General features: G+C 65.1%; 18 protein-coding genes. 10 read left to right on the forward strand and 8 right to left on the reverse strand.

Annotated features, from left to right (window positions below):
- The first annotated feature begins 98 nt into the window (after positions 1 to 98).
- From alr to D9R08_RS11545, 4 genes are all read left to right on the forward strand, one after another.
- Positions 99 to 1,145 (forward strand): alanine racemase, encoded by a 1,047-nt coding sequence (gene alr / locus D9R08_RS11530; protein WP_121898189.1) that lies wholly within the window; start codon positions 99 to 101, stop codon positions 1,143 to 1,145.
- Positions 1,142 to 1,924 (forward strand): MlaE family ABC transporter permease, encoded by a 783-nt coding sequence (locus D9R08_RS11535; protein ID WP_121898190.1) that lies wholly within the window; start codon positions 1,142 to 1,144, stop codon positions 1,922 to 1,924. Before alr ends, D9R08_RS11535 begins: the two co-directional genes overlap by 4 nt.
- The gene (locus D9R08_RS11540) at positions 1,921 to 2,667 is read left to right on the forward strand and encodes an ABC transporter ATP-binding protein (RefSeq protein WP_121898191.1); all 747 of its coding nucleotides are present in this window, start codon (positions 1,921 to 1,923) and stop codon (positions 2,665 to 2,667) included. Before D9R08_RS11535 ends, D9R08_RS11540 begins: the two co-directional genes overlap by 4 nt.
- Positions 2,668 to 2,737: 70 nt before the next feature.
- Positions 2,738 to 3,106, forward strand: a complete 369-nt coding sequence (locus D9R08_RS11545) for a hypothetical protein (protein WP_121898192.1) — start codon at positions 2,738 to 2,740, stop codon at positions 3,104 to 3,106.
- A gap of 24 nt (positions 3,107 to 3,130) precedes the next feature.
- On the opposite strand, the gene D9R08_RS11550 is transcribed toward D9R08_RS11545, so the two are convergent.
- On the reverse strand, positions 3,131 to 3,721 hold the full coding sequence (locus tag D9R08_RS11550) for a GNAT family N-acetyltransferase (protein WP_233557427.1): 591 nt from the start codon (positions 3,719 to 3,721) through the stop codon (positions 3,131 to 3,133).
- A 203-nt stretch (positions 3,722 to 3,924) separates the two neighbouring features.
- Here D9R08_RS11550 and D9R08_RS11555 point away from each other — a divergent pair, with 203 nt between their 5' ends.
- On the forward strand, positions 3,925 to 4,377 hold the full coding sequence (locus D9R08_RS11555; protein WP_121898194.1) for a paraquat-inducible protein A: 453 nt from the start codon (positions 3,925 to 3,927) through the stop codon (positions 4,375 to 4,377).
- Here the strand turns inward: D9R08_RS11555 and D9R08_RS11560 are convergent.
- Positions 4,374 to 5,390: an autotransporter outer membrane beta-barrel domain-containing protein gene (locus D9R08_RS11560; protein ID WP_158598987.1), complete on the reverse strand. Its 1,017-nt coding sequence runs from the start codon at positions 5,388 to 5,390 to the stop codon at positions 4,374 to 4,376. The two genes, D9R08_RS11555 and D9R08_RS11560, sit on opposite strands and share 4 nt — an antisense overlap.
- 597 nt (positions 5,391 to 5,987) lie before the next feature.
- On the opposite strand from D9R08_RS11560, the gene radA reads away from it, so the two are divergent.
- From radA to purF, 3 genes are all read left to right on the forward strand, one after another.
- On the forward strand, positions 5,988 to 7,352 hold the full coding sequence (gene radA, locus D9R08_RS11565; protein ID WP_121898196.1) for a DNA repair protein RadA: 1,365 nt from the start codon (positions 5,988 to 5,990) through the stop codon (positions 7,350 to 7,352).
- 58 nt (positions 7,353 to 7,410) lie between these two features.
- Positions 7,411 to 8,004 carry a CvpA family protein gene (locus D9R08_RS11570; protein WP_121898197.1) on the forward strand — a complete coding sequence of 198 codons (594 nt, stop codon included), beginning with the start codon at positions 7,411 to 7,413 and terminating at the stop codon, positions 8,002 to 8,004.
- Between the two features lie 126 nt (positions 8,005 to 8,130).
- A complete protein-coding gene (gene purF, locus D9R08_RS11575) occupies positions 8,131 to 9,636 on the forward strand; it encodes an amidophosphoribosyltransferase (RefSeq protein ID WP_121898198.1) in 1,506 nt (501 codons plus the stop codon).
- 9 nt (positions 9,637 to 9,645) lie between these two features.
- Here purF and D9R08_RS11580 read toward each other — a convergent pair whose 3' ends face one another.
- On the reverse strand, positions 9,646 to 10,050 hold the full coding sequence (locus D9R08_RS11580) for a BLUF domain-containing protein (RefSeq protein WP_121898199.1): 405 nt from the start codon (positions 10,048 to 10,050) through the stop codon (positions 9,646 to 9,648).
- 202 nt (positions 10,051 to 10,252) lie between these two features.
- Entirely contained in the window at positions 10,253 to 10,858 is a 606-nt protein-coding gene (locus D9R08_RS11585) for a biotin transporter BioY (protein WP_121898200.1), read from the reverse strand.
- A gap of 123 nt (positions 10,859 to 10,981) precedes the next feature.
- On the opposite strand from D9R08_RS11585, the gene D9R08_RS11590 reads away from it, so the two are divergent.
- Positions 10,982 to 11,647 (forward strand): SDR family NAD(P)-dependent oxidoreductase, encoded by a 666-nt coding sequence (locus D9R08_RS11590; protein WP_199709334.1) that lies wholly within the window; start codon positions 10,982 to 10,984, stop codon positions 11,645 to 11,647.
- Between the two features lie 9 nt (positions 11,648 to 11,656).
- Here D9R08_RS11590 and D9R08_RS11595 read toward each other — a convergent pair whose 3' ends face one another.
- From D9R08_RS11595 to D9R08_RS11605, 3 genes are all read right to left on the reverse strand, one after another.
- Entirely contained in the window at positions 11,657 to 12,859 is a 1,203-nt protein-coding gene (locus D9R08_RS11595; RefSeq protein ID WP_158598988.1) for a serine hydrolase domain-containing protein, read from the reverse strand.
- Positions 12,860 to 13,015: 156 nt separating this feature from the next.
- Positions 13,016 to 13,438, reverse strand: a complete 423-nt coding sequence (locus D9R08_RS11600; RefSeq protein ID WP_121898202.1) for a cell division protein ZapA — start codon at positions 13,436 to 13,438, stop codon at positions 13,016 to 13,018.
- Positions 13,431 to 14,300 carry a coiled-coil domain-containing protein gene (locus D9R08_RS11605; protein WP_147450665.1) on the reverse strand — a complete coding sequence of 290 codons (870 nt, stop codon included), beginning with the start codon at positions 14,298 to 14,300 and terminating at the stop codon, positions 13,431 to 13,433. Before D9R08_RS11605 ends, D9R08_RS11600 begins: the two co-directional genes overlap by 8 nt.
- A 268-nt stretch (positions 14,301 to 14,568) precedes the next feature.
- Between D9R08_RS11605 and tkt the strand changes: the two genes are divergently transcribed.
- Positions 14,569 to 16,587: a transketolase gene (tkt, locus tag D9R08_RS11610; RefSeq protein WP_121898204.1), complete on the forward strand. Its 2,019-nt coding sequence runs from the start codon at positions 14,569 to 14,571 to the stop codon at positions 16,585 to 16,587.
- 131 nt (positions 16,588 to 16,718) lie between these two features.
- Here the strand turns inward: tkt and D9R08_RS11615 are convergent, their stop codons facing one another.
- Positions 16,719 to 17,147 carry a DUF2267 domain-containing protein gene (locus D9R08_RS11615; RefSeq protein WP_121898205.1) on the reverse strand — a complete coding sequence of 143 codons (429 nt, stop codon included), beginning with the start codon at positions 17,145 to 17,147 and terminating at the stop codon, positions 16,719 to 16,721.
- Positions 17,148 to 17,204: the final 57 nt, after the last annotated feature.

Consider the following 17,204-nt stretch of genomic DNA (forward strand, 5'->3'; position numbering starts at 1 on the left):
TGGCGGGAGGCCTCCTGCGGCGGCGTCCTGCACCGGAAAAGGCCCGCGCCAGCGCATGGGCCTTGACGCCTCTGCCCGGAACGCGGACAGAAGAACCCATGGCATGCGGGCAGCTTCATATCGATTTGGATGCGGTGATCGCCAACTGGCGGGCTCTGGATGCTCTGTCGGCAGGCGAAACCGGTGCGGTGGTCAAGGCCGATGGCTATGGGCTGGGCGCGGCGCATGTGGCCCGCGCGCTGGCCGGTGCGGGCGCCCGCAGCTTTTTCGTGGCAACCGCACGGGAAGGCGCCGATCTGCGCGACGTTCTTGGCCCGCCGGCGGAGATATACGTCTTTTCCGGCCATATGGCGGGCGATACAGATCCGATCCGCGACGCCGCGCTGATACCGCTGCTCAACAGTGCCGAACAGGCCGCGCGCCACCGCGTGGCGTTGCCCGATGCGCCCTATGGCGTACAGCTTGATACCGGCATGAACCGGCTGGGGCTGGAAGCCGCCGACTGGGCCGGGCTGCGCGATGGGCTGGAAACCGGCCCGATGCGGCTTGTGATGAGCCATCTGGCCTGTGCCGACGAGCCCGCCCATGCGCAGAATGCCGCGCAACTGGCCGCCTTCACCACCATGACCGAGGGCGTCACCGTGCCCCGCTCCCTTGCTGCGACGGGCGGCATCCTGCTTGGGCCCGCGTATCATTTCGACCTGACGCGCCCGGGGGTCGGACTTTATGGCGGGCTGCCCTATGCCTCTGCCCGCCCCGCGATCCGCTTGTCCCTGCCGGTGGTGCAGGTGCGCGATCTCGCGCCCGGCGAAACGGTCGGCTATTCTGCGACCTACACCGCCCCGGCGCCGCGAAAGATAGCCACCGTGTCCGGCGGCTATGCAGACGGGCTGATCCGCGCGCTGAGCGGCCGGGCCACGCTCTACGCGGGGGACACACCCTGCCCGGTCGCGGGCCGCGTGTCGATGGACCTGATCACCGTGGACGTGACCGGCCTCCGTGACATGCCCGATCACCTCGATATCCTCTGCCCCGCGCAGACGGTCGATGACTTGGCCGAGGCCGCGGGCACCATCGGCTATGAAATCCTCACCTCTCTGGGCGCGCGCTATGACCGCCTGTATTCCGGGTGCATCACGGCATGATCCTGCTTTCTCCGCTCGGGGCCATCGGCCGTTCGACCCTGTCGATGCTGGGCCTGATCGGGCGCGTCGCGATCTATGCCGCGCAGGCGATCAGCCATCTGGTCCGGCCCCCCTTCTACCCGCGCGAATTCGCCCAGGCCCTGCTGCAGATCGGCTGGCTCAGTCTGCCGGTGGTGGGGCTGACGGCGCTGTTCACCGGCGGCGCGCTCGCCTTGCAGATCTATGCCGGCGGCGCGCGGTTCAACGCCGAGGCCGTGGTGCCCTCCATCGTGGCCATCGGCATGGTCCGCGAACTGGGGCCGGTTCTGGGCGGCCTGATGGTCGCCGGTCGCGTCGCCTCGGCCATCGCCGCCGAAATCGGAACGATGAAGGTGACCGAGCAGATCGACGCGCTTGTCACGCTCTCGACGCATCCGATGAAGTACCTGACCGCGCCGCGGGTGCTGGCCGCCACGCTCAGCCTGCCGGTTCTGGTGGCCGTGGGCGACGTGATCGGCATCTTCGGCGGCTATCTGGTGGGGACCTCACGGCTGGGGTTCAACCCGGCCACCTATCTCGACAACACGGTCGATTTCCTGGAGCTTTGGGATGTGCTTTCGGGCCTTGTGAAGGGGGCCGTCTTCGGCTTCATCGTGGCGCTGATGGGCTGCTATCACGGGATGAATTCGGGCCGCGGCGCCCGCGGTGTGGGGCGCGCCACCACCAATGCCGTCGTCTCGGCCTCGATCCTGATCCTGGCCTCGAACTATCTGCTGACGGAGCTGTTTTTCACCGCATGATCACACTTGAGGGCGTTCATAAATCCTTCGGGCCCAAACGGGTGCTGCGCGGCGTCGATCTGAACATCGAACGCGGCCAGAGCATGGTGATCATCGGCGGCTCGGGCACGGGCAAATCCGTGTTGCTGAAATGCATCCTTGGTCTGATCCGGCATGACAGCGGCACCATCACGCTGGAGGGCGAGGACGTGCTGACCGCCGAGCGCGATGCGTTCCTTGCGCGCTTCGGGATGCTGTTCCAGGGTGGTGCGCTGTTCGATTCGCTCGCCGTCTGGCAGAATGTCGCCTTCCGGCTTCTGCGCGGCTCTCTCAAACGGCCGATGGCCGAGGCGCGCGAGATCGCCATTGAGAAACTGCGCCGCGTAGGTCTGACCCCGGATGTGGCGGATCTCTTCCCCTCCGAATTATCGGGGGGCATGCAGAAACGCGTGGGGCTGGCCCGCGCCATCGCCGCGGAACCGGATGTGATCTTCTTCGACGAACCGACCACAGGCCTCGACCCGATCATGGCGGGCGTCATCAACGAGCTGATCCGGGAAATCGTGGTCGAGATGGGCGCGACCGCGATGACCATCACCCATGACATGTCGTCGGTGCGCGCCATCGCCGACAGGGTGGCGATGCTGCATGACGGGGTGGTGAAATGGGAAGGCCCGGTGGCGCGGATGGATGACGCGACCGATCCCTATCTGCATCAGTTCATCACCGGATCGGCCGACGGGCCGATCGAGGCCGTGCGCTGATGGAGCCCGAACGCCGCGCCGACAATACGCCGCCCCCCCTCGGCACCGCACTGCCGGAGGCGGCGAGCAGATGACCCCTATCGCCGCCATCGAGGCGATTGCCACGATCCTGTGGGTCTATGCGGGGGCCGGGCTGCTGGAATGGCTGCTGCGCGCCGCGCGCGCCGAGCGGCGGCAGCATATCCCGATGGTCACCGAGCTTCTGGCCAATCTCGTGCCGGTGATGATCGCGCTGGTGGTGGTGGTGATGGCAGGCGCCGTGGTCGGCCTGCCCTCGGTCGTGGTGATCATCGCACTGCTGTTTCCCGCCGGATTGGCCTTCGGCTTGCACCAGTCGCTCAACGACATGCGGGACGCCAACTGGCGGTTCGAAACAGTCAAGCTGCTGGTGGTTCTTGCGGTTGCGGCCGTCACAATCTGGCGGCGGCAGTTCAGTTGACAGCGCGAACCCTATAAAATCTCTCTAAATCAATTCCTTGCGCATGATCGGCCGCGTGTCCGACCGGCGGGCGACCTCGACAAAGCCCGCACGCCGGAAGCTGCCCGCAAATCCTGTCCAGGCATAAACCGGCGGATAGGTCCGTTTCGGCGTATCGACCGGATATCCTTCCAGCATATCCGCGCCGCTGTCCCGCGCGAAGCCGCAAGCCGCGCGCAGCAACTGCACCGACAGGCCCATGCGCCGAAACCGCTTGTCGATCAGAAAGCATGACACGCTCCAGACCGGTCTGTCATCCACCGGTCGCAGCACCCGCGACCGCGCAAGCCGGGTGAATTCCGTGCGTGGGGCGACCTGCATCCAGCCCACGGCCAGACTGTCATGATAGGCGATCAGACCCGGCGCCTGACCATCTGTGAACAGCGCCTTCATCGCAGCCCGGTTGCCCGCGCCCATGCCCGTCTCCATCTCCGCCCTGGATTGCCGCCACAACATGCACCAGCATCCGCCGCAACCGCCCTTTTCACCCATCACGCTGGTAAACCCGGCCCAGTCGGCGGGTCGGATGTCGAAGGTCATCGAAGGTCCACCGGGCGTCCCGTCACGCGTCTGCATCTATCTTCTCCGCCAATAGTCCTGCACCGGTCCGCGGGCCGGCCGCCAAGAAGCTTTTCCCGGGGCAAGGACGATATAAGAACATATAGTGAACATTATACCGATCGGGGCGATATCCCAAACAGGATCTTTCGACGGAGACTTGTCTGGCCGAGCGCATCGGGTCATCTGCGTCAGAGAACCCGTTACAAAAAGGCCCCTCCATGCGTGCGCTTCAAGTCGCCAATCTGGCGCTGCTGATCCTGTTCCCCATCTCCTGGACCGCGCCGCTGATGCGGGCGGGCGTGCTGCCGCTCTTCGGGCTGGAGGAAATCTCTGTCCTGTCGGGCATCGCGGCACTTTGGGAGGATGAGAAGCTGCTGGCCGTTCTGGTCACGATCTTCGCCCTGATCGCGCCCATGGCCAAGACGATTGCCATCGCGCTGATCCATCTGGGCCGGTTGCCCGGTCGTGCACTGCGCGTCACCACGACGCTCGGCAAGCTGGCGATGGCGGATATCTTCCTGATCGCGCTTTACATCGTTCTGGCCAGGGGCGTCAGCGTCGGGCGCATCGAAACCGCATGGGGGCTCTGGCTGTTCACGGCCTGTGTACTCACCTCGCTGGCGATCAGCGTGGTGAGCGACAAGCGTCTTGCTTCAGCCAGGGTAACCTAGATGCGCATCTCGAAGCGCAGATTGCCAGACATCGTGCGAAGATCGGACCCAAGACCGCCCACGGCAACACCGGCGGCCAGACGGCTGCGATCCGACAGATCAAAATCGGCCCCCAGTTCCACACGGCCCGACCAGCCCTCTTCATCGAAACTTCCCGAGGCCAACGCCGTCGTCGCATCGGTCGACAAATGGTCCCCGTAAAGGCCGAGATAGGCCCCACCGAACGCCGTGGGGAAACTGTAGCGCGCGCCGAGCGAGATTTCCGTATAGTCGATATCTTCCGTCCCGGCAGCGGCCAGTGTCCCACCCGTTCCGGTGATCTCTTCCTGACCGGTCAAAACCGTGATCGACGGCGTCAGGGTCCGATCGCCGAATGCGATGTCACGGGCGAGCGCTACACTCACCGCAACGGTGTCGCTTTCGGCGCTGCCCGCACCGCCGGCATCGACCTGGTCGTAATCGCTCTGACCATAGACGAGACTGATATCGGCCGACCACGATCCGTTCCGATAGCTTGCATAGGGCTGAATGAACCGGAACGTGCCGTCCTGCGCAAATCCGTTTGCCGAGGCATTCAGATCGGCTGCGCCCAGGGAAACGCCAACGATCCAGTTCGGCGACAATGCGATATCGGCGCCGAATTGCAGCCCCCGACCGGAATAGTCCCGGCTGTCGGACCGGCCAGAGGCCTCATATCCGGTGAATTCGAACCATGTGTATACATTGCCGACCAGATCGGGAGACCGCGACGAGACCGCAACAACCTGTGGGGTGCCATCTTCGGCAGGGGCGAGTTCATAGCTCAGCGCCCGGCCCCGGGCGACAAAACTGTCCTCGGCGGATGACCGGGCCACGGCGAAAGAAGAGGCGGAGGATCTGCGGCTCAAGGCGCCGGCGGCCCCGACAAGTTGCGCAAACTGTTCGTTGATTGAAGGACCCCAGCCCAGAACGGCACCGGTAAACGTTTTGGTAATCGTGAACACTTCACTAAAAGTGTCCAGATGATCCGGCATGAACAAAATCGTGTATTGACCGTTAGACAGGCCCGAAGGCCCATTGGTCGTGCTGCCTTGGAACAAAGTGGACTGTCCGGCATACCCATCGATCCCGGAAAGAGCCGAGGTGCTGGTCGCATTACCCGGAAAAGGCGCCGATCCGGTATGGAAGTAAACAAGGGTTCCGTAGTGCTCATCTCCGCAGCACCCGTTGACGACGGTCTGAAGGTCGCGGCGTATGGAGAAGACGGATACATCGGTAATGGTTACCTGAACCGTGCTGTAAGGTTGAGAAGGGGAGAGCCTCTGCGTACCCGTTGCATCTATCGTTGACACATGTGTGAAGCTTTCCTGCGCGAACACCGCCGAAGACAGCAGGGTGCTTGCGGCCAGAGCCGTTGAAAACCGAACGAAATTCATACGGGGAGCCTTATGCCTGTATTGCGCAATTCCGCGCTTGTTTTACCATTCCACTATAGGCGGAATACCGCCTGTCGACTCATCAAGTCAATATTTTTCCCCTGAAGAAAACCCGCATCTTGCGCGTGTTGCCGCCTGACAGCAGGCGCAATCAGCGCCATGGTCTTTCTGCATTCCGCAAGGTACCTACCCGCCATGGCAAAACCCGTTACCCAGTTCATCTGCTCCGCTTGCGGCTCGATCCACAAGAAATGGTCGGGCCGGTGCGACAATTGCGGCGAGTGGAATACGATCGCCGAGGAAGCTCCGTTGAGCGCCGGGCCCGGAAAATCGCTCGGCGCGGTCAAGGGCCGCGCCATGGCCCTGACCGATCTGACGAGCGAGGAAACGCCGCCGCCCCGCCAGAGTTCCGGCCTGGCGGAGCTGGACAGGGTGCTTGGCGGCGGGCTTGTCGCGGCGTCGGCCTGTCTGGTTGGCGGCGATCCGGGCATCGGCAAATCCACGCTTTTGCTGCAGGCTGCAGCCAGCTTCGCGCGCATGGGCCTGAAGGTCATCTATGTCTCCGGAGAAGAGGCGACGGCGCAGGTTCGCATGCGGGCACAGCGGTTGGGGCTGGCGGATGCCTCGGTCAAGCTTGCCGCCGAAACCAACCTGCGCGATATCCTGACCACGCTGGATGCCGAACGCCCCGATCTCGCGATCATCGACTCGGTCCAGACCATGTGGCTCGATACGGTCGAAAGCGCGCCCGGCAGCGTGTCGCAGGTGCGCGCTGCGGCCCATGAACTGGTGACATTCGCCAAGAAACGCGGCGTCGCGGTGATGCTGGTGGGCCATGTCACCAAGGACGGCCAGATCGCGGGGCCGCGGGTGGTGGAACACATGGTCGACACGGTCCTCTATTTCGAGGGCGAACGCGGCCATCAGTTCCGCATCCTGCGCAGCGTCAAGAACCGGTTCGGCCCCGCCGACGAGATCGGGGTGTTCGAAATGACCGGTGCGGGGCTGGCCGAAGTGCCGAACCCTTCAGCGCTGTTCCTGTCGGACAGGGACACGCCCGCGCCGGGGTCGGTCGTCTTTGCGGGCATCGAGGGCACGCGCCCCGTGCTTGTGGAAATCCAGGCCCTTGTGGCGCCCTCGTCGCTCAGTCAGCCGCGTCGCGCGGTGGTGGGATGGGACAGCGGGCGGCTGTCGATGATCCTTGCGGTGCTGGAGGCGCGCGTCGGTATCTCCTTCCAGGGGCTGGATGTGTACCTGAATATCGCGGGCGGCATGCGCATCTCGGAACCGGCCGCCGATCTGGCCGTGGCGGCGGCGCTTTTGTCCGCGCGGGAGGATGCCGCGATTCCGCCGAACTGCGTGGTATTCGGGGAATTGAGCCTTTCCGGCGCGCTTCGCCCCGTGTCGCAGGCGGAAAACAGGTTGAAAGAGGCCCGGAAACTTGGTTTTTCACAGGCTATCGCGCCCGAGGGGTGCAAAACCGGCGATGGCGCGGGTATGGAACTGAAAGCCATGGCCGATCTGACCCGGTTCGTGGGGGATATCTTCGGCGCAGCCTAGGCGCGCCGGGGCAAGGACGGCGCCAACAGCAGGGGCGCAGAAAGAAACGAGGGCAGCCATGGACGGCTTCACCATCATCGACGGCGTCGTCGCCGGGGTCATCGTGATTTCCGCGATTCTGGCCTATTCCCGGGGCTTCGTGCGCGAGGTCATGGCCATCGTCGGCTGGATCATCGCGGCGGTCGTGGCCTTCATCTTCGCCCCCACCGCCTTTCCGCTGGTGGACGAGATCCCCTATCTGGGCACTTTCATCGGCGGCAGCAACGAACTTGGGATCATCGTCGCCTTCGCCGGTGTCTTTGCCATCGCGCTGGTCATCGTCTCGATCTTCACGCCGCTCTTTGCCAGCGCCGTGCAACGCTCGGTGTTGGGGGGGCTCGATGCCGGTCTGGGCTTTCTCTTCGGGGTCGCGCGGGGCATTCTGCTGACCGTGGTGGCGCTGATCGTCTATGACCGGGTGTCGGGCGATCAGGCGGTGCCGATGGTCGATGACAGCCGCACCGCCCAGATCTTCGGCCAGCTTCAGGACCGGATCGAGGCGCAGATCCCCAGCAACGCACCGGCCTGGATTCTCGACCGGTATGAAGAGCTGATCAACTCCACCGAGTCCGCAACCGACGAACCGGCGGCCCCCGAAACGACCGGCAACTAGGGCATCGCCGCAACAATTGTGACAGCTTGATGAAGCGGCGCGTGACAGCCCCTGTCCGACGCCCTACATACAACCTGAAATCTGACCCCGGATTCGGCCCTGACCTGCTGCCACAGGAGCGACTGAATGAGCCACCCGACTGGCGCTGACGACCGGTTTCCCGCCCATCCTTTCGACCCGTTCTCCGATGATGACAAACTGCATGAGGAATGCGGCGTCTTCGGTGTGATCGGTGTGACCGATGCGGCCAATTTCGTGGCCCTCGGCCTGCACGCACTTCAGCATCGCGGGCAGGAGGCGGGCGGGATCGTCGCCCACCACCCCGATCACGGGTTCAATTCCGCCCGGCGCTTCGGCTATGTGCGGGACAATTTCACATCCCACAAGGTAATGGAGACCCTGCCCGGCCCACTGGCCATCGGCCATGTGCGCTATTCCACCACCGGCTCCAAGGGCAATACCGCGATCCGTGACGTGCAGCCCTTCTTCGGGGAGTTCGCCATGGGCGGCGCGGCCATCGCCCATAACGGCAATATCGTGAACGCCGAAGAACTCCGGCGGGAGCTGATCGGGCGCGGCTCGATCTTCCAGTCTTCGTCGGACAGCGAATGCATCATTCACCTGATGGCGCGCAGCTATCAGAAGAACATCCCCGAGCGGATGAAGGACGCGCTCAGGCGGGTCGAAGGCGCGTTTTCCATCGTCGCGATGACCCGCACCAAGCTGATCGGCGTACGCGATGCGCTTGGCGTACGGCCGCTGGTTCTGGGCCGGATCGGTGACGGGGCCTGGGTGCTCAGCTCGGAAACCTGCGCGCTGGACATCATCGGCGCAGAGTTCGTGCGCGAGGTCGAGCCCGGCGAGATGGTGGTGATCAATGGCGACGGCATCGAAAGCTACATGCCCTTCGAGCCGCGCAAGCCCCGCAGTTGTATCTTCGAGCATGTGTATTTCTCCCGGCCCGACAGCATTCTGGGCGGCCAGTCGGTCTATGAAACCCGCCGTCAGATCGGGGTGGAACTGGCCCGGGAGGCGCCGGTGGATGCCGATCTGGTCTGCCCCGTCCCCGATAGCGGCACGCCCGCAGCCATCGGCTTCAGCCAGGAAAGCGGCATTCCCTATGCGATGGGCATCATCCGCAACCAGTATATGGGCCGCACCTTCATCGAGCCGACCGAACAGATCCGCAATATGGGCGTGCGCCTGAAGCTGAACGTGAACCGGGCACTGATCCGCGGCAAGCGCGTGATCCTTGTGGATGACAGCGTGGTGCGCGGCACGACCTCCCGCAAGATCAAGGAAATGATCCTGGATGCCGGCGCGGCGGAGGTGCATTTCCGCATCGCCTCCCCGCCGACCGCATGGCCCTGCTTTTACGGCGTCGACACACCCGAACGCGAAAAGCTTCTGGCCTCGACGATGTCGGAGGAGGAGATGCGCGCGCATCTGCAGGTGGACAGCCTGCGCTTCATCTCGCTTGACGGCCTCTACCGCGCCGTGGGCGAGCCCAAGGGTCGTGACGCCAGATCGCCGCAATATTGTGATGCCTGTTTTTCGGGCGACTACCCTGTGCGCCCCACGGATATGGAAGCCAAGGGCTTCGAGTTTCGACAGCAGGAACCGGCCGAGTAGAAACCGCGCTCAACCTGCCGGGATCTCCCGGCGCAACCGGCGAAACACGGACACGAAATCCTGTGCGGACGCGTGGTCCAGCACACCATCGGCCACCGCGTCCCGGTCCCACATCCAGCCCCGCGCCGGGTCGTCCAGCATATCCCATTCCCCGAAAAGCCGCTCGGTCACCGGGCCGTCGCTGCGCAGGGTCACATCCAGATGGCGGTCGTCGCGGATGATGCTTTTATAGATCTCCGCAACCGCCGGTTCGGGCCCTTCGAGAAGCTGGAGATAGAGATCCGCCCGACAGATCAGCGCGCCGGTCACCCCGGCCGCGGAATTGCGCCCGCGAGCGGTGACGAGAATGCCGTTCAGCGTGGCCTGATCATAGCCGAAGGGGCGCGAGGAATAGATCAGCTGAACAAGGTGCATCGGCAAACCGCTTTCGACCCGGGCGGGCGATTGTGCCCGCCACCGCAGGCAGCCTGCGACGCCACGCCACGCAAGTCCAGCTTTCTTCTGCGCCGACGGTCCTGGCCGCGGTTCGGGCGCCCCTGCAACACAAAACACCGCCCCCGCGGACGGAGACGGCGCTTTGAATGTGGCAAGGGGCCAACGGAGGCCCGGAAGGCTCTCAGCCGCGCTTGCGCAGCACCGTCCAGGCGCCGGTGACGATCAGAGCCGCGAGCACCGCCTTGATCGCATCGCCGATCAGGAAGGGCGCTACGAAACCGGCCCAGACCGCCGAGGCGTCCAGACCGACCCAGCCGGCCTCAACGCCGAGCGCACCCGCCACGGCCATCGGCCAGATCGCACCGGGGATATAGAGCAGCGCCGAGATCACCACGCCCGCAAGCGCGGTGCCGAGGAAGCCCTTGGCCAACCCGCGTTCCGCCGCCAGGCCGGCCAGCCAGGCCATCCCGACAAAGCCCACGAGGAAGCCCGCGGTCGGGCCGACGAAGGCCAGCGGCCCGAGTGCGGTGGTGGGCGTGAAGACCGGCAGACCGGCCCAGCCCTGCGCCAGATAGACCAGCAGCGTCACCGCACCCATGCGCGAGCCGAAGGCGAAGCCGACAGTCAGAATGGCCAGGGTCTGCAGGCTGATCGGCGACGGCCAGAGCGGAACGCTGACCTTTGCGGCAAGCGCGATCAACAAGGTGCCGAACACCACCATCAGCGTCTTGCGCAGCAGACCATCGGTTCCGAAGGCGGCTTGGCTCAGGGTCATTTCGCGGCTCATCGGCCTCTCCTTGAATAATGTCCGTGTCGGGGGATGTTGTCTGATGCAGGCGCGGCAAAGTCAAGCAATCCGCCGCAGGCTGCACCCCTTGCCAAGCGGCGCCAGACGCGGCATTTGGCGGCCATGGAAAAGATACTGGACGGACAGATCGCGCTGGTGACCGGCGCTTCCCGCGGGATCGGCGCGGCCAGCGCCGAATGGCTGGCGGCACGGGGTGCGCATGTGGTGGCTGTGGCCCGCACGACGGGCGCGCTGGAGGAACTGGATGACCGCATCCAGGCCGCGGGCGGAAAGGCCACGCTTGCCCCCATGGATGTGACCGATGAGGGGGCGATGGCGCATCTTTGCCGGTCGATACATGACCGGTGGGGGCATGCCGATATCTGGGTCCACAGCGCCTTTCACGCGACGGCGCTGACCCCCACGCCGCATCTGACGGCCAAGGATCTGGACCGGCTGATCGCCACCAATATCCGCGCGCTGGCCCGGCTGATCGCGCTGGTCGATCCGTTGATCGCGCCCAGCCCGGCCCCCAAGGCGGTCTTCTTCGACAGCGACTGGGATCGGAAATTCGCGGGCGGCTATGGCATGTCTAAGGCGGCGCAGCGTGCGCTGGTGGAAAGCTGGCAGGCCGAAACCGCGAAATCCGGCCCGGAGATCCACCTGCTCAGGCCCGAGCCGATGCCCACCGCAATCCGGGCGCGGTTCTATCCCGGTGAGGACAGGGACGCCCTCACTTCCCCCCGCGACGAGGCCGCGCGCCTGCTCCCGGTTCTGCTCGGAGCCTGAGCGTCGGCGTCAGCCCCCCGCGACATGCCGGGCGATAGCGCGAAACGCCGCGACGGTTTCATGATCGCGGGTATCGAACCCCGCGTCGGCGCTTTTCTTCACGATCACGATCTCGCGTGACGGGTCGATATAGATGTATTGCCCCCAAATGCCGATGGCGAGGTAATCGCCCTGCGGATCTTCGGGGATCCACCAGTGATACCCGTAGCCGAAGCGCCAGAACGAGGCCGGGTTGTCACCCGGTTGCAGATGCGGCGCCTCAGGGGTGATGCTGGCCTCGATCCAGTCCTGCGGCACGATCTGCACGTCATCCCGAGCCCCGTTCTGCAGATAGAGATGGCCGAACCGGCCATAGTCCCGCAGCGTGGCGTTGAAGCAGCACATCGCGATCGTTTCGCCGGAGACGCTGTGGCTCCAGGTGGCATCGGCCTCCGCCCCCATGGGGGCCCAGAGCCGGGTTTGCGCATATTCCGCAAGTCCGATACCGGTCGCGCTTTCCAGCACGAGACCGAGCACCAGACTGTCGCTGCTGATATAGTTGTTATAGATGCCGGGCTCCCGCTCCGCCTCGTATCCGGCCAGAACCTCGGCCAGCGGTGTGCCCGTGGAAAAGCTCATGAAGATGCGGTACACATCCGACAACGGGTTGTCATAGTTCTCGTCGAACCCTATGCCCGATGACATGGTCAGCACATGCCGGATCGGAACCGCGCCATATGCCGACCCGTCCAGCGCGCTTACGTAATCCGCGACCGGATCGTCGATGGACGTGATATACCCTTCCTCCAGCGCGATACCGATCAGGGCCGACAGCATTGATTTCGCGACCGACCATGACGTGAAAAGCGAGGTCTCGTCCGCCCCGAGCCGGTAGTCCTCGTGGGCGATCCGCCCCTGATGCAGGACAAGCAGTCCTGTCGTCTCGGTTCTGTCCAGGAATGCGGCCAGGTCCCGGTTTTCGCCCTCGAACCCATAGCCGTCCGGCAGGCTGTGGGGCGCTTCCCCCAACGCCCAGACCGTCGTGCCGCGCCGGACCGGATCGGACGGGAACAAGGCGTCGAGATTGCGGAAATTCTCAACTCGCGTGCCTTCGGAAAACAGCATGAGACCGTCCCAGGCCGGGCTGTTGCGCAGCAAGATGTAGCCCCCGGTCCCGGCCATGATCAGAATCAGCCCCAGCCCAAGGAACACCCGCAGCACGACCCGCTTCATTTTCACCCCTTTGAAACTCGACGGGACACGCCCGGCGGGGCAAAGAATAGGCCAAGCCATCTGTGAGATGAATGCCGCTGCGCAGGGTCAACCCGAAGGGGTCAATCGAATAAACCTATGAGCCATAGGCACAATCCGCGGCAGACCGGCGCGGAGCTATCCGCGCGCCCGGTCGAGCGTATCGGCCATTGCTTCGGCCCGTGCGGCCAGTTCCGCCAGACCATCGGTCACCTGCGCCGGGATCACGGCAATCTCGGCGGGCGGCGCCGCCTCTTCCAGTTCGGCGATCCGGCGCGCCCGGTCGTCCAGACGGTTCTGCGCCGCGGTCAGGGCCGATTGCATCGCCTCAATCTCGCTCTGCATCCGGCCCAGATCCTCCTCCAGACCGGCGGTCTTGTCGGCAAGCATGAGGCCCGCCATCAGCAACATGCGCTCGGGCGGCATCCGGCCGATCTGGCCCAGAACCACCGCCGCCTCGGTATCCAGCATGCGGGCGGCGGATTCCAGAAACGGCTCTTCACCTTCCTGACAGGCAACGGCAAATGTGCGGCCGCCGATTTCGATATCCAGCTCAGGCATTGGCTTTGTCTCCGCTTACCAGGGGGGTCAACTCGTCCACGATATCCTGCATCTCGGCCGCATCCGCCGCGCGCTCCGCCTTGAGCGCGAGCAGTTCGGCGGCCAGCGCCGCATTCAGCAGGTCGGCATCCACCGCGTCGCCGGCTGCCGCGTTCCGGCGCATCTCCTCGCTGGTTGCGACCAGTTCCGCATTGGCCAGCCGCAACTTGCGCAGTTCGGCGCGCAGTGCGGCCTCCGGCATTGCAGCGCCATCCGAATCCGACGCGCGCAACTCGTCCAGCGCATCCTGCGCCTCGTCGCGCGCGGCCATGGCGGCGTGGCTTTCGCTGCGCAACCGCTTGACCCGGCGGCGCAGAATCTCGACCTCGTTTTCCAACTGGGCGATCCGGTCCTTGTCGGCGGGATCGCCCGCGTCAGCCGAAGACGCGGTATCCGCCTCCGCGACCTTGCCACGCAGCTCTTCGATGGTGCCGCGCGCCTGTTCCAGTTCGGCCTTCATCTCGTCGAGATGGCCATCATGGGCGCTGGCGGCGCGGGCCAGTTCATCCCGGCTTGCCTGACGGGAGGCCTCCAGCGCGCGAACCTGCTCGGTCAGCTCGGCATTGGCGGCCTGTTCTGCGGCCAGCGCGGCCTGGGTTTCGGCCAGCGCCTCGCCCCCTGCCCCCTCGGCCTCGGCCAGACGGGCGGCAAGTTCGGTCGCGCGCGCCTCGGCGGCCTCCAGCGCGGCTGCGGCGGCGTCCATATCTTCGGCGGCACCGGTCTGGCTCTGCAAGGCGGTCACGCCCGCGGCAATCCGGTCAAGCGCGGCGGCAAGACGCCCCTCCAATGCGGCAATCTGGTCCATATCTGCGGTCTCGCTCATACTCTGCCGATGCCCCCGGTCTCTGGCGCCCCCTTTGGACGGGGGCCGTTTTTCACCTCGTCCGGCGGGCCTGTCGCCGTATTCCGGACCCTCATACCTAGCGAATCTTATCCGGGCCGGTTTTGCAACCGTTTCCGGGGTTTTCCCGGTCGCGCACGTATTTTTCGCCACCAAATCGGCACCGCCACCGACGCAGGCCCGCTTGCACTTCGCCCGACCTCTGCTATCACCGCCCCGACCTAACGCCACTTGAGACAGGACGCCCGCCTTGGACCTTTCCGCCCTTGACGCACAGAACCCCGATCATTGGCGCCGCGCCGCCTGCATCCGCACCCTGACGCTCGACGCGGTCGGTGCCGCGAATTCCGGCCATTCCGGCATGCCGATGGGCATGGCCGATGTGGCGACCGTTCTGTTCGAGAAACATCTGAGTTTCGATGCAAGCGCCCCGGACTGGCCCAACCGCGACCGGTTCATCCTGAGCGCGGGCCACGGCTCGATGCTGATCTACAGCCTGCTGCACCTTACGGGCTATGCGGACATGACCATCGACCAGATCCGCAACTTCCGCCAACTGGGCGCGATCACCGCGGGCCATCCGGAATACGGCCATGCCAAAGGCGTGGAGACCACGACCGGCCCGCTCGGGCAGGGCATCGCAAATGCCGTGGGCTTTGCCATGGCCGAGGAAAGCCTGCGTGCCCGGTGGGGCCGCAAGCTGATCGACCACTACACCTATTGCATCGCGGGCGACGGCTGCCTGATGGAGGGGATCAGCCAGGAAGCGATCGGCCTTGCCGGCCGCCACGAGCTGAGCCGGCTGATCGTGCTGTGGGACAACAACAACATCACCATCGACGGCGCGGTGTCGCTCTCGGACCGGACCGATCAGAAGGCGCGTTTTGCCGCCTCCGGCTGGGATGTGTTCGACTGCGACGGCCATGACCCCGCCGATATCGACCGCGCCCTTGGCGAGGCGAAGGCGTCCCCGCGCCCGGCGATGATCGCCTGCAAGACGCATATCGCCATCGGCTCCGCCGCGCAGGACACCGCCAAGGGCCATGGCGCGCTGACCGATCCCAAGCTTATCGCCGACACCAAGGCCGCCTACGGCTGGAAATACGGACCGTTCGAGATCCCCGGGGATCTGAAAGCCGAATGGGAAGCGATCGGCTCACGCGGCCGCGCCGCGCGCGAGGCCTGGGAGGCGGAGTTTGCCCTGCAATCGGCCACCAGACAGGCAAGTTTCACGCGGGCCTTCGCGGGCGACATGCCCCCGAAACTGTCGGCCACGATCAAGGCGCTGAAAAAGCAGATATCCGAAACCCGGCCCAAGGTGGCCACCCGCAAGGCCAGCGAGATGGCGCTTGAGGTGATCAACCCGATCGTGCCCGAAACGCTTGGCGGTTCGGCCGATCTGACCGGGTCGAACAACACGAAGACCGCCGATCTCGGCGTGTTCTCGCCCGAGGACCGGAAAGGCCGCCACATCCATTACGGCATCCGCGAGCACGGCATGGCGGCGGCGATGAACGGGATGGCGCTTCACGGCGGTGTGCGCCCCTATGGCGGGACCTTCATGTGCTTTACCGATTATGCGCGGGGCGCCATCCGGCTGAGCGCGCTGATGGGCGTCTCGGTGCAATATGTGATGACCCATGACAGCATCGGTCTGGGCGAGGACGGTCCCACCCACCAGCCGGTGGAACATCTGGCGATGATGCGCGCCACCCCCAACTGCCTTGTTTTCCGCCCTGCCGACGCAGTGGAGACCGCCGAGGCCTGGGAACTGGCGCTGTCACAGAAATCAACGCCATCCGTTCTGGCGCTCAGCCGTCAGGGGCTGCCCACGGTCCGGGTCGACCACAAGACCCGCAACATGGTCGCCCAGGGCGGCTATGTGCTGGCCGATGCCGAGGGCAAGCGGCAGGCGATCCTCATGGCGACCGGATCCGAGGTGGCGATTGCCATGGCCGCCCGAGATCTGCTTCAGGCCGACGGGATCGGAACCCGCGTCGTCTCGATGCCATGCTGGGAGTTGTTCGAGGAGCAGCCCGAAGCCTACCGCAAGCGCGTTCTGCCCGGCGGGCCGGTCCGCGTCGCGGTCGAGGCGGCGGTGCGGTTCGGCTGGGACCGCTGGCTTTTCGGCGAGCGTGGCAAGCGGGAGAAATCCGGCTTCGTGGGCATGCATGGCTTTGGCGGATCGGCCCCAGCGGAAGATCTCTACGCCCACTTCGGCATTACCGCCGAAGCCGTGGCCGAAAAGGCGAAATCCCTGCTGAAATAGGCGCTGCGCCCTGATCGGCGCGCCTTCTGTGTGGCCAGCCCCCGATGTTCATCGCCAGTCCTGGTCTGGCGTACGGTTTCTCGGGTCGGGCCGGACGGGCGGTCCGCAGGCGCGAGGAACGGGCCGCGGCATCACTCGGCGAACAGCTTGCGGATGTCCTTGGCAAAGCTCTTGCGCACATGGGCCATCTCGCCCGGGGATATGCGGCTGTCCAACGTATCGAAGACCGCGCCGATGGCATCTTCGGCGTCTCCCATCGGGTCACCTGAAAACGCCTCCTGCACCCGGGCGACAAACCCGGCGCGACTGCGCTCGATCACAGGGGTTCGGGACGGATCCCACCCCTCGTAGAACAACCCCCGGATCAGCATCGGCATCTGCGCGGCCAGCTGCGCGGCTTCATCCACGCTCAGATGGTCCCGCAGCGCGTGCAGAACCGCGCGCAGCAGGCGATAAGCCCTCTGCTTGTCGCTCCATCCCGTGCGATAATCCACATCGTTGACCCAGATATTGGCCTGTTGCACGGACTCGTCGATGATCTTCAATCCAAGCGCACTCATACCGGATCCTCCTCCTGCGTGCGGCTCCCATGTATGAGATCACAGCAGGAACCGCGC

This window comes from Rhodophyticola porphyridii (genome assembly GCF_003688285.1).
Taxonomy (GTDB): domain Bacteria; phylum Pseudomonadota; class Alphaproteobacteria; order Rhodobacterales; family Rhodobacteraceae; genus Rhodophyticola; species Rhodophyticola porphyridii.

Coding starts and splice junctions, on each gene's coding strand:
- D9R08_RS11600 (WP_121898202.1), bottom strand. CDS start 13,438: ATGCCTGAGCTGGATATCGAAATCGGCGGCCGCACATTTGCCGTTGCC.
- D9R08_RS11535 (WP_121898190.1), top strand. CDS start 1,142: ATGATCCTGCTTTCTCCGCTCGGGGCCATCGGCCGTTCGACCCTGTCG.
- D9R08_RS11550 (WP_233557427.1), bottom strand. CDS start 3,721: ATGCAGACGCGTGACGGGACGCCCGGTGGACCTTCGATGACCTTCGAC.
- alr (WP_121898189.1), top strand. CDS start 99: ATGGCATGCGGGCAGCTTCATATCGATTTGGATGCGGTGATCGCCAAC.
- D9R08_RS11595 (WP_158598988.1), bottom strand. CDS start 12,859: ATGAAGCGGGTCGTGCTGCGGGTGTTCCTTGGGCTGGGGCTGATTCTG.
- D9R08_RS11560 (WP_158598987.1), bottom strand. CDS start 5,390: ATGCCGGATCATCTGGACACTTTTAGTGAAGTGTTCACGATTACCAAA.
- purF (WP_121898198.1), top strand. CDS start 8,131: ATGAGCCACCCGACTGGCGCTGACGACCGGTTTCCCGCCCATCCTTTC.
- D9R08_RS11580 (WP_121898199.1), bottom strand. CDS start 10,050: ATGCACCTTGTTCAGCTGATCTATTCCTCGCGCCCCTTCGGCTATGAT.
- D9R08_RS11585 (WP_121898200.1), bottom strand. CDS start 10,858: ATGAGCCGCGAAATGACCCTGAGCCAAGCCGCCTTCGGAACCGATGGT.
- D9R08_RS11570 (WP_121898197.1), top strand. CDS start 7,411: ATGGACGGCTTCACCATCATCGACGGCGTCGTCGCCGGGGTCATCGTG.
- D9R08_RS11540 (WP_121898191.1), top strand. CDS start 1,921: ATGATCACACTTGAGGGCGTTCATAAATCCTTCGGGCCCAAACGGGTG.
- D9R08_RS11555 (WP_121898194.1), top strand. CDS start 3,925: ATGCGTGCGCTTCAAGTCGCCAATCTGGCGCTGCTGATCCTGTTCCCC.
- radA (WP_121898196.1), top strand. CDS start 5,988: ATGGCAAAACCCGTTACCCAGTTCATCTGCTCCGCTTGCGGCTCGATC.
- D9R08_RS11615 (WP_121898205.1), bottom strand. CDS start 17,147: ATGAGTGCGCTTGGATTGAAGATCATCGACGAGTCCGTGCAACAGGCC.
- D9R08_RS11605 (WP_147450665.1), bottom strand. CDS start 14,300: ATGAGCGAGACCGCAGATATGGACCAGATTGCCGCATTGGAGGGGCGT.
- D9R08_RS11590 (WP_199709334.1), top strand. CDS start 10,982: ATGGAAAAGATACTGGACGGACAGATCGCGCTGGTGACCGGCGCTTCC.
- D9R08_RS11545 (WP_121898192.1), top strand. CDS start 2,738: ATGACCCCTATCGCCGCCATCGAGGCGATTGCCACGATCCTGTGGGTC.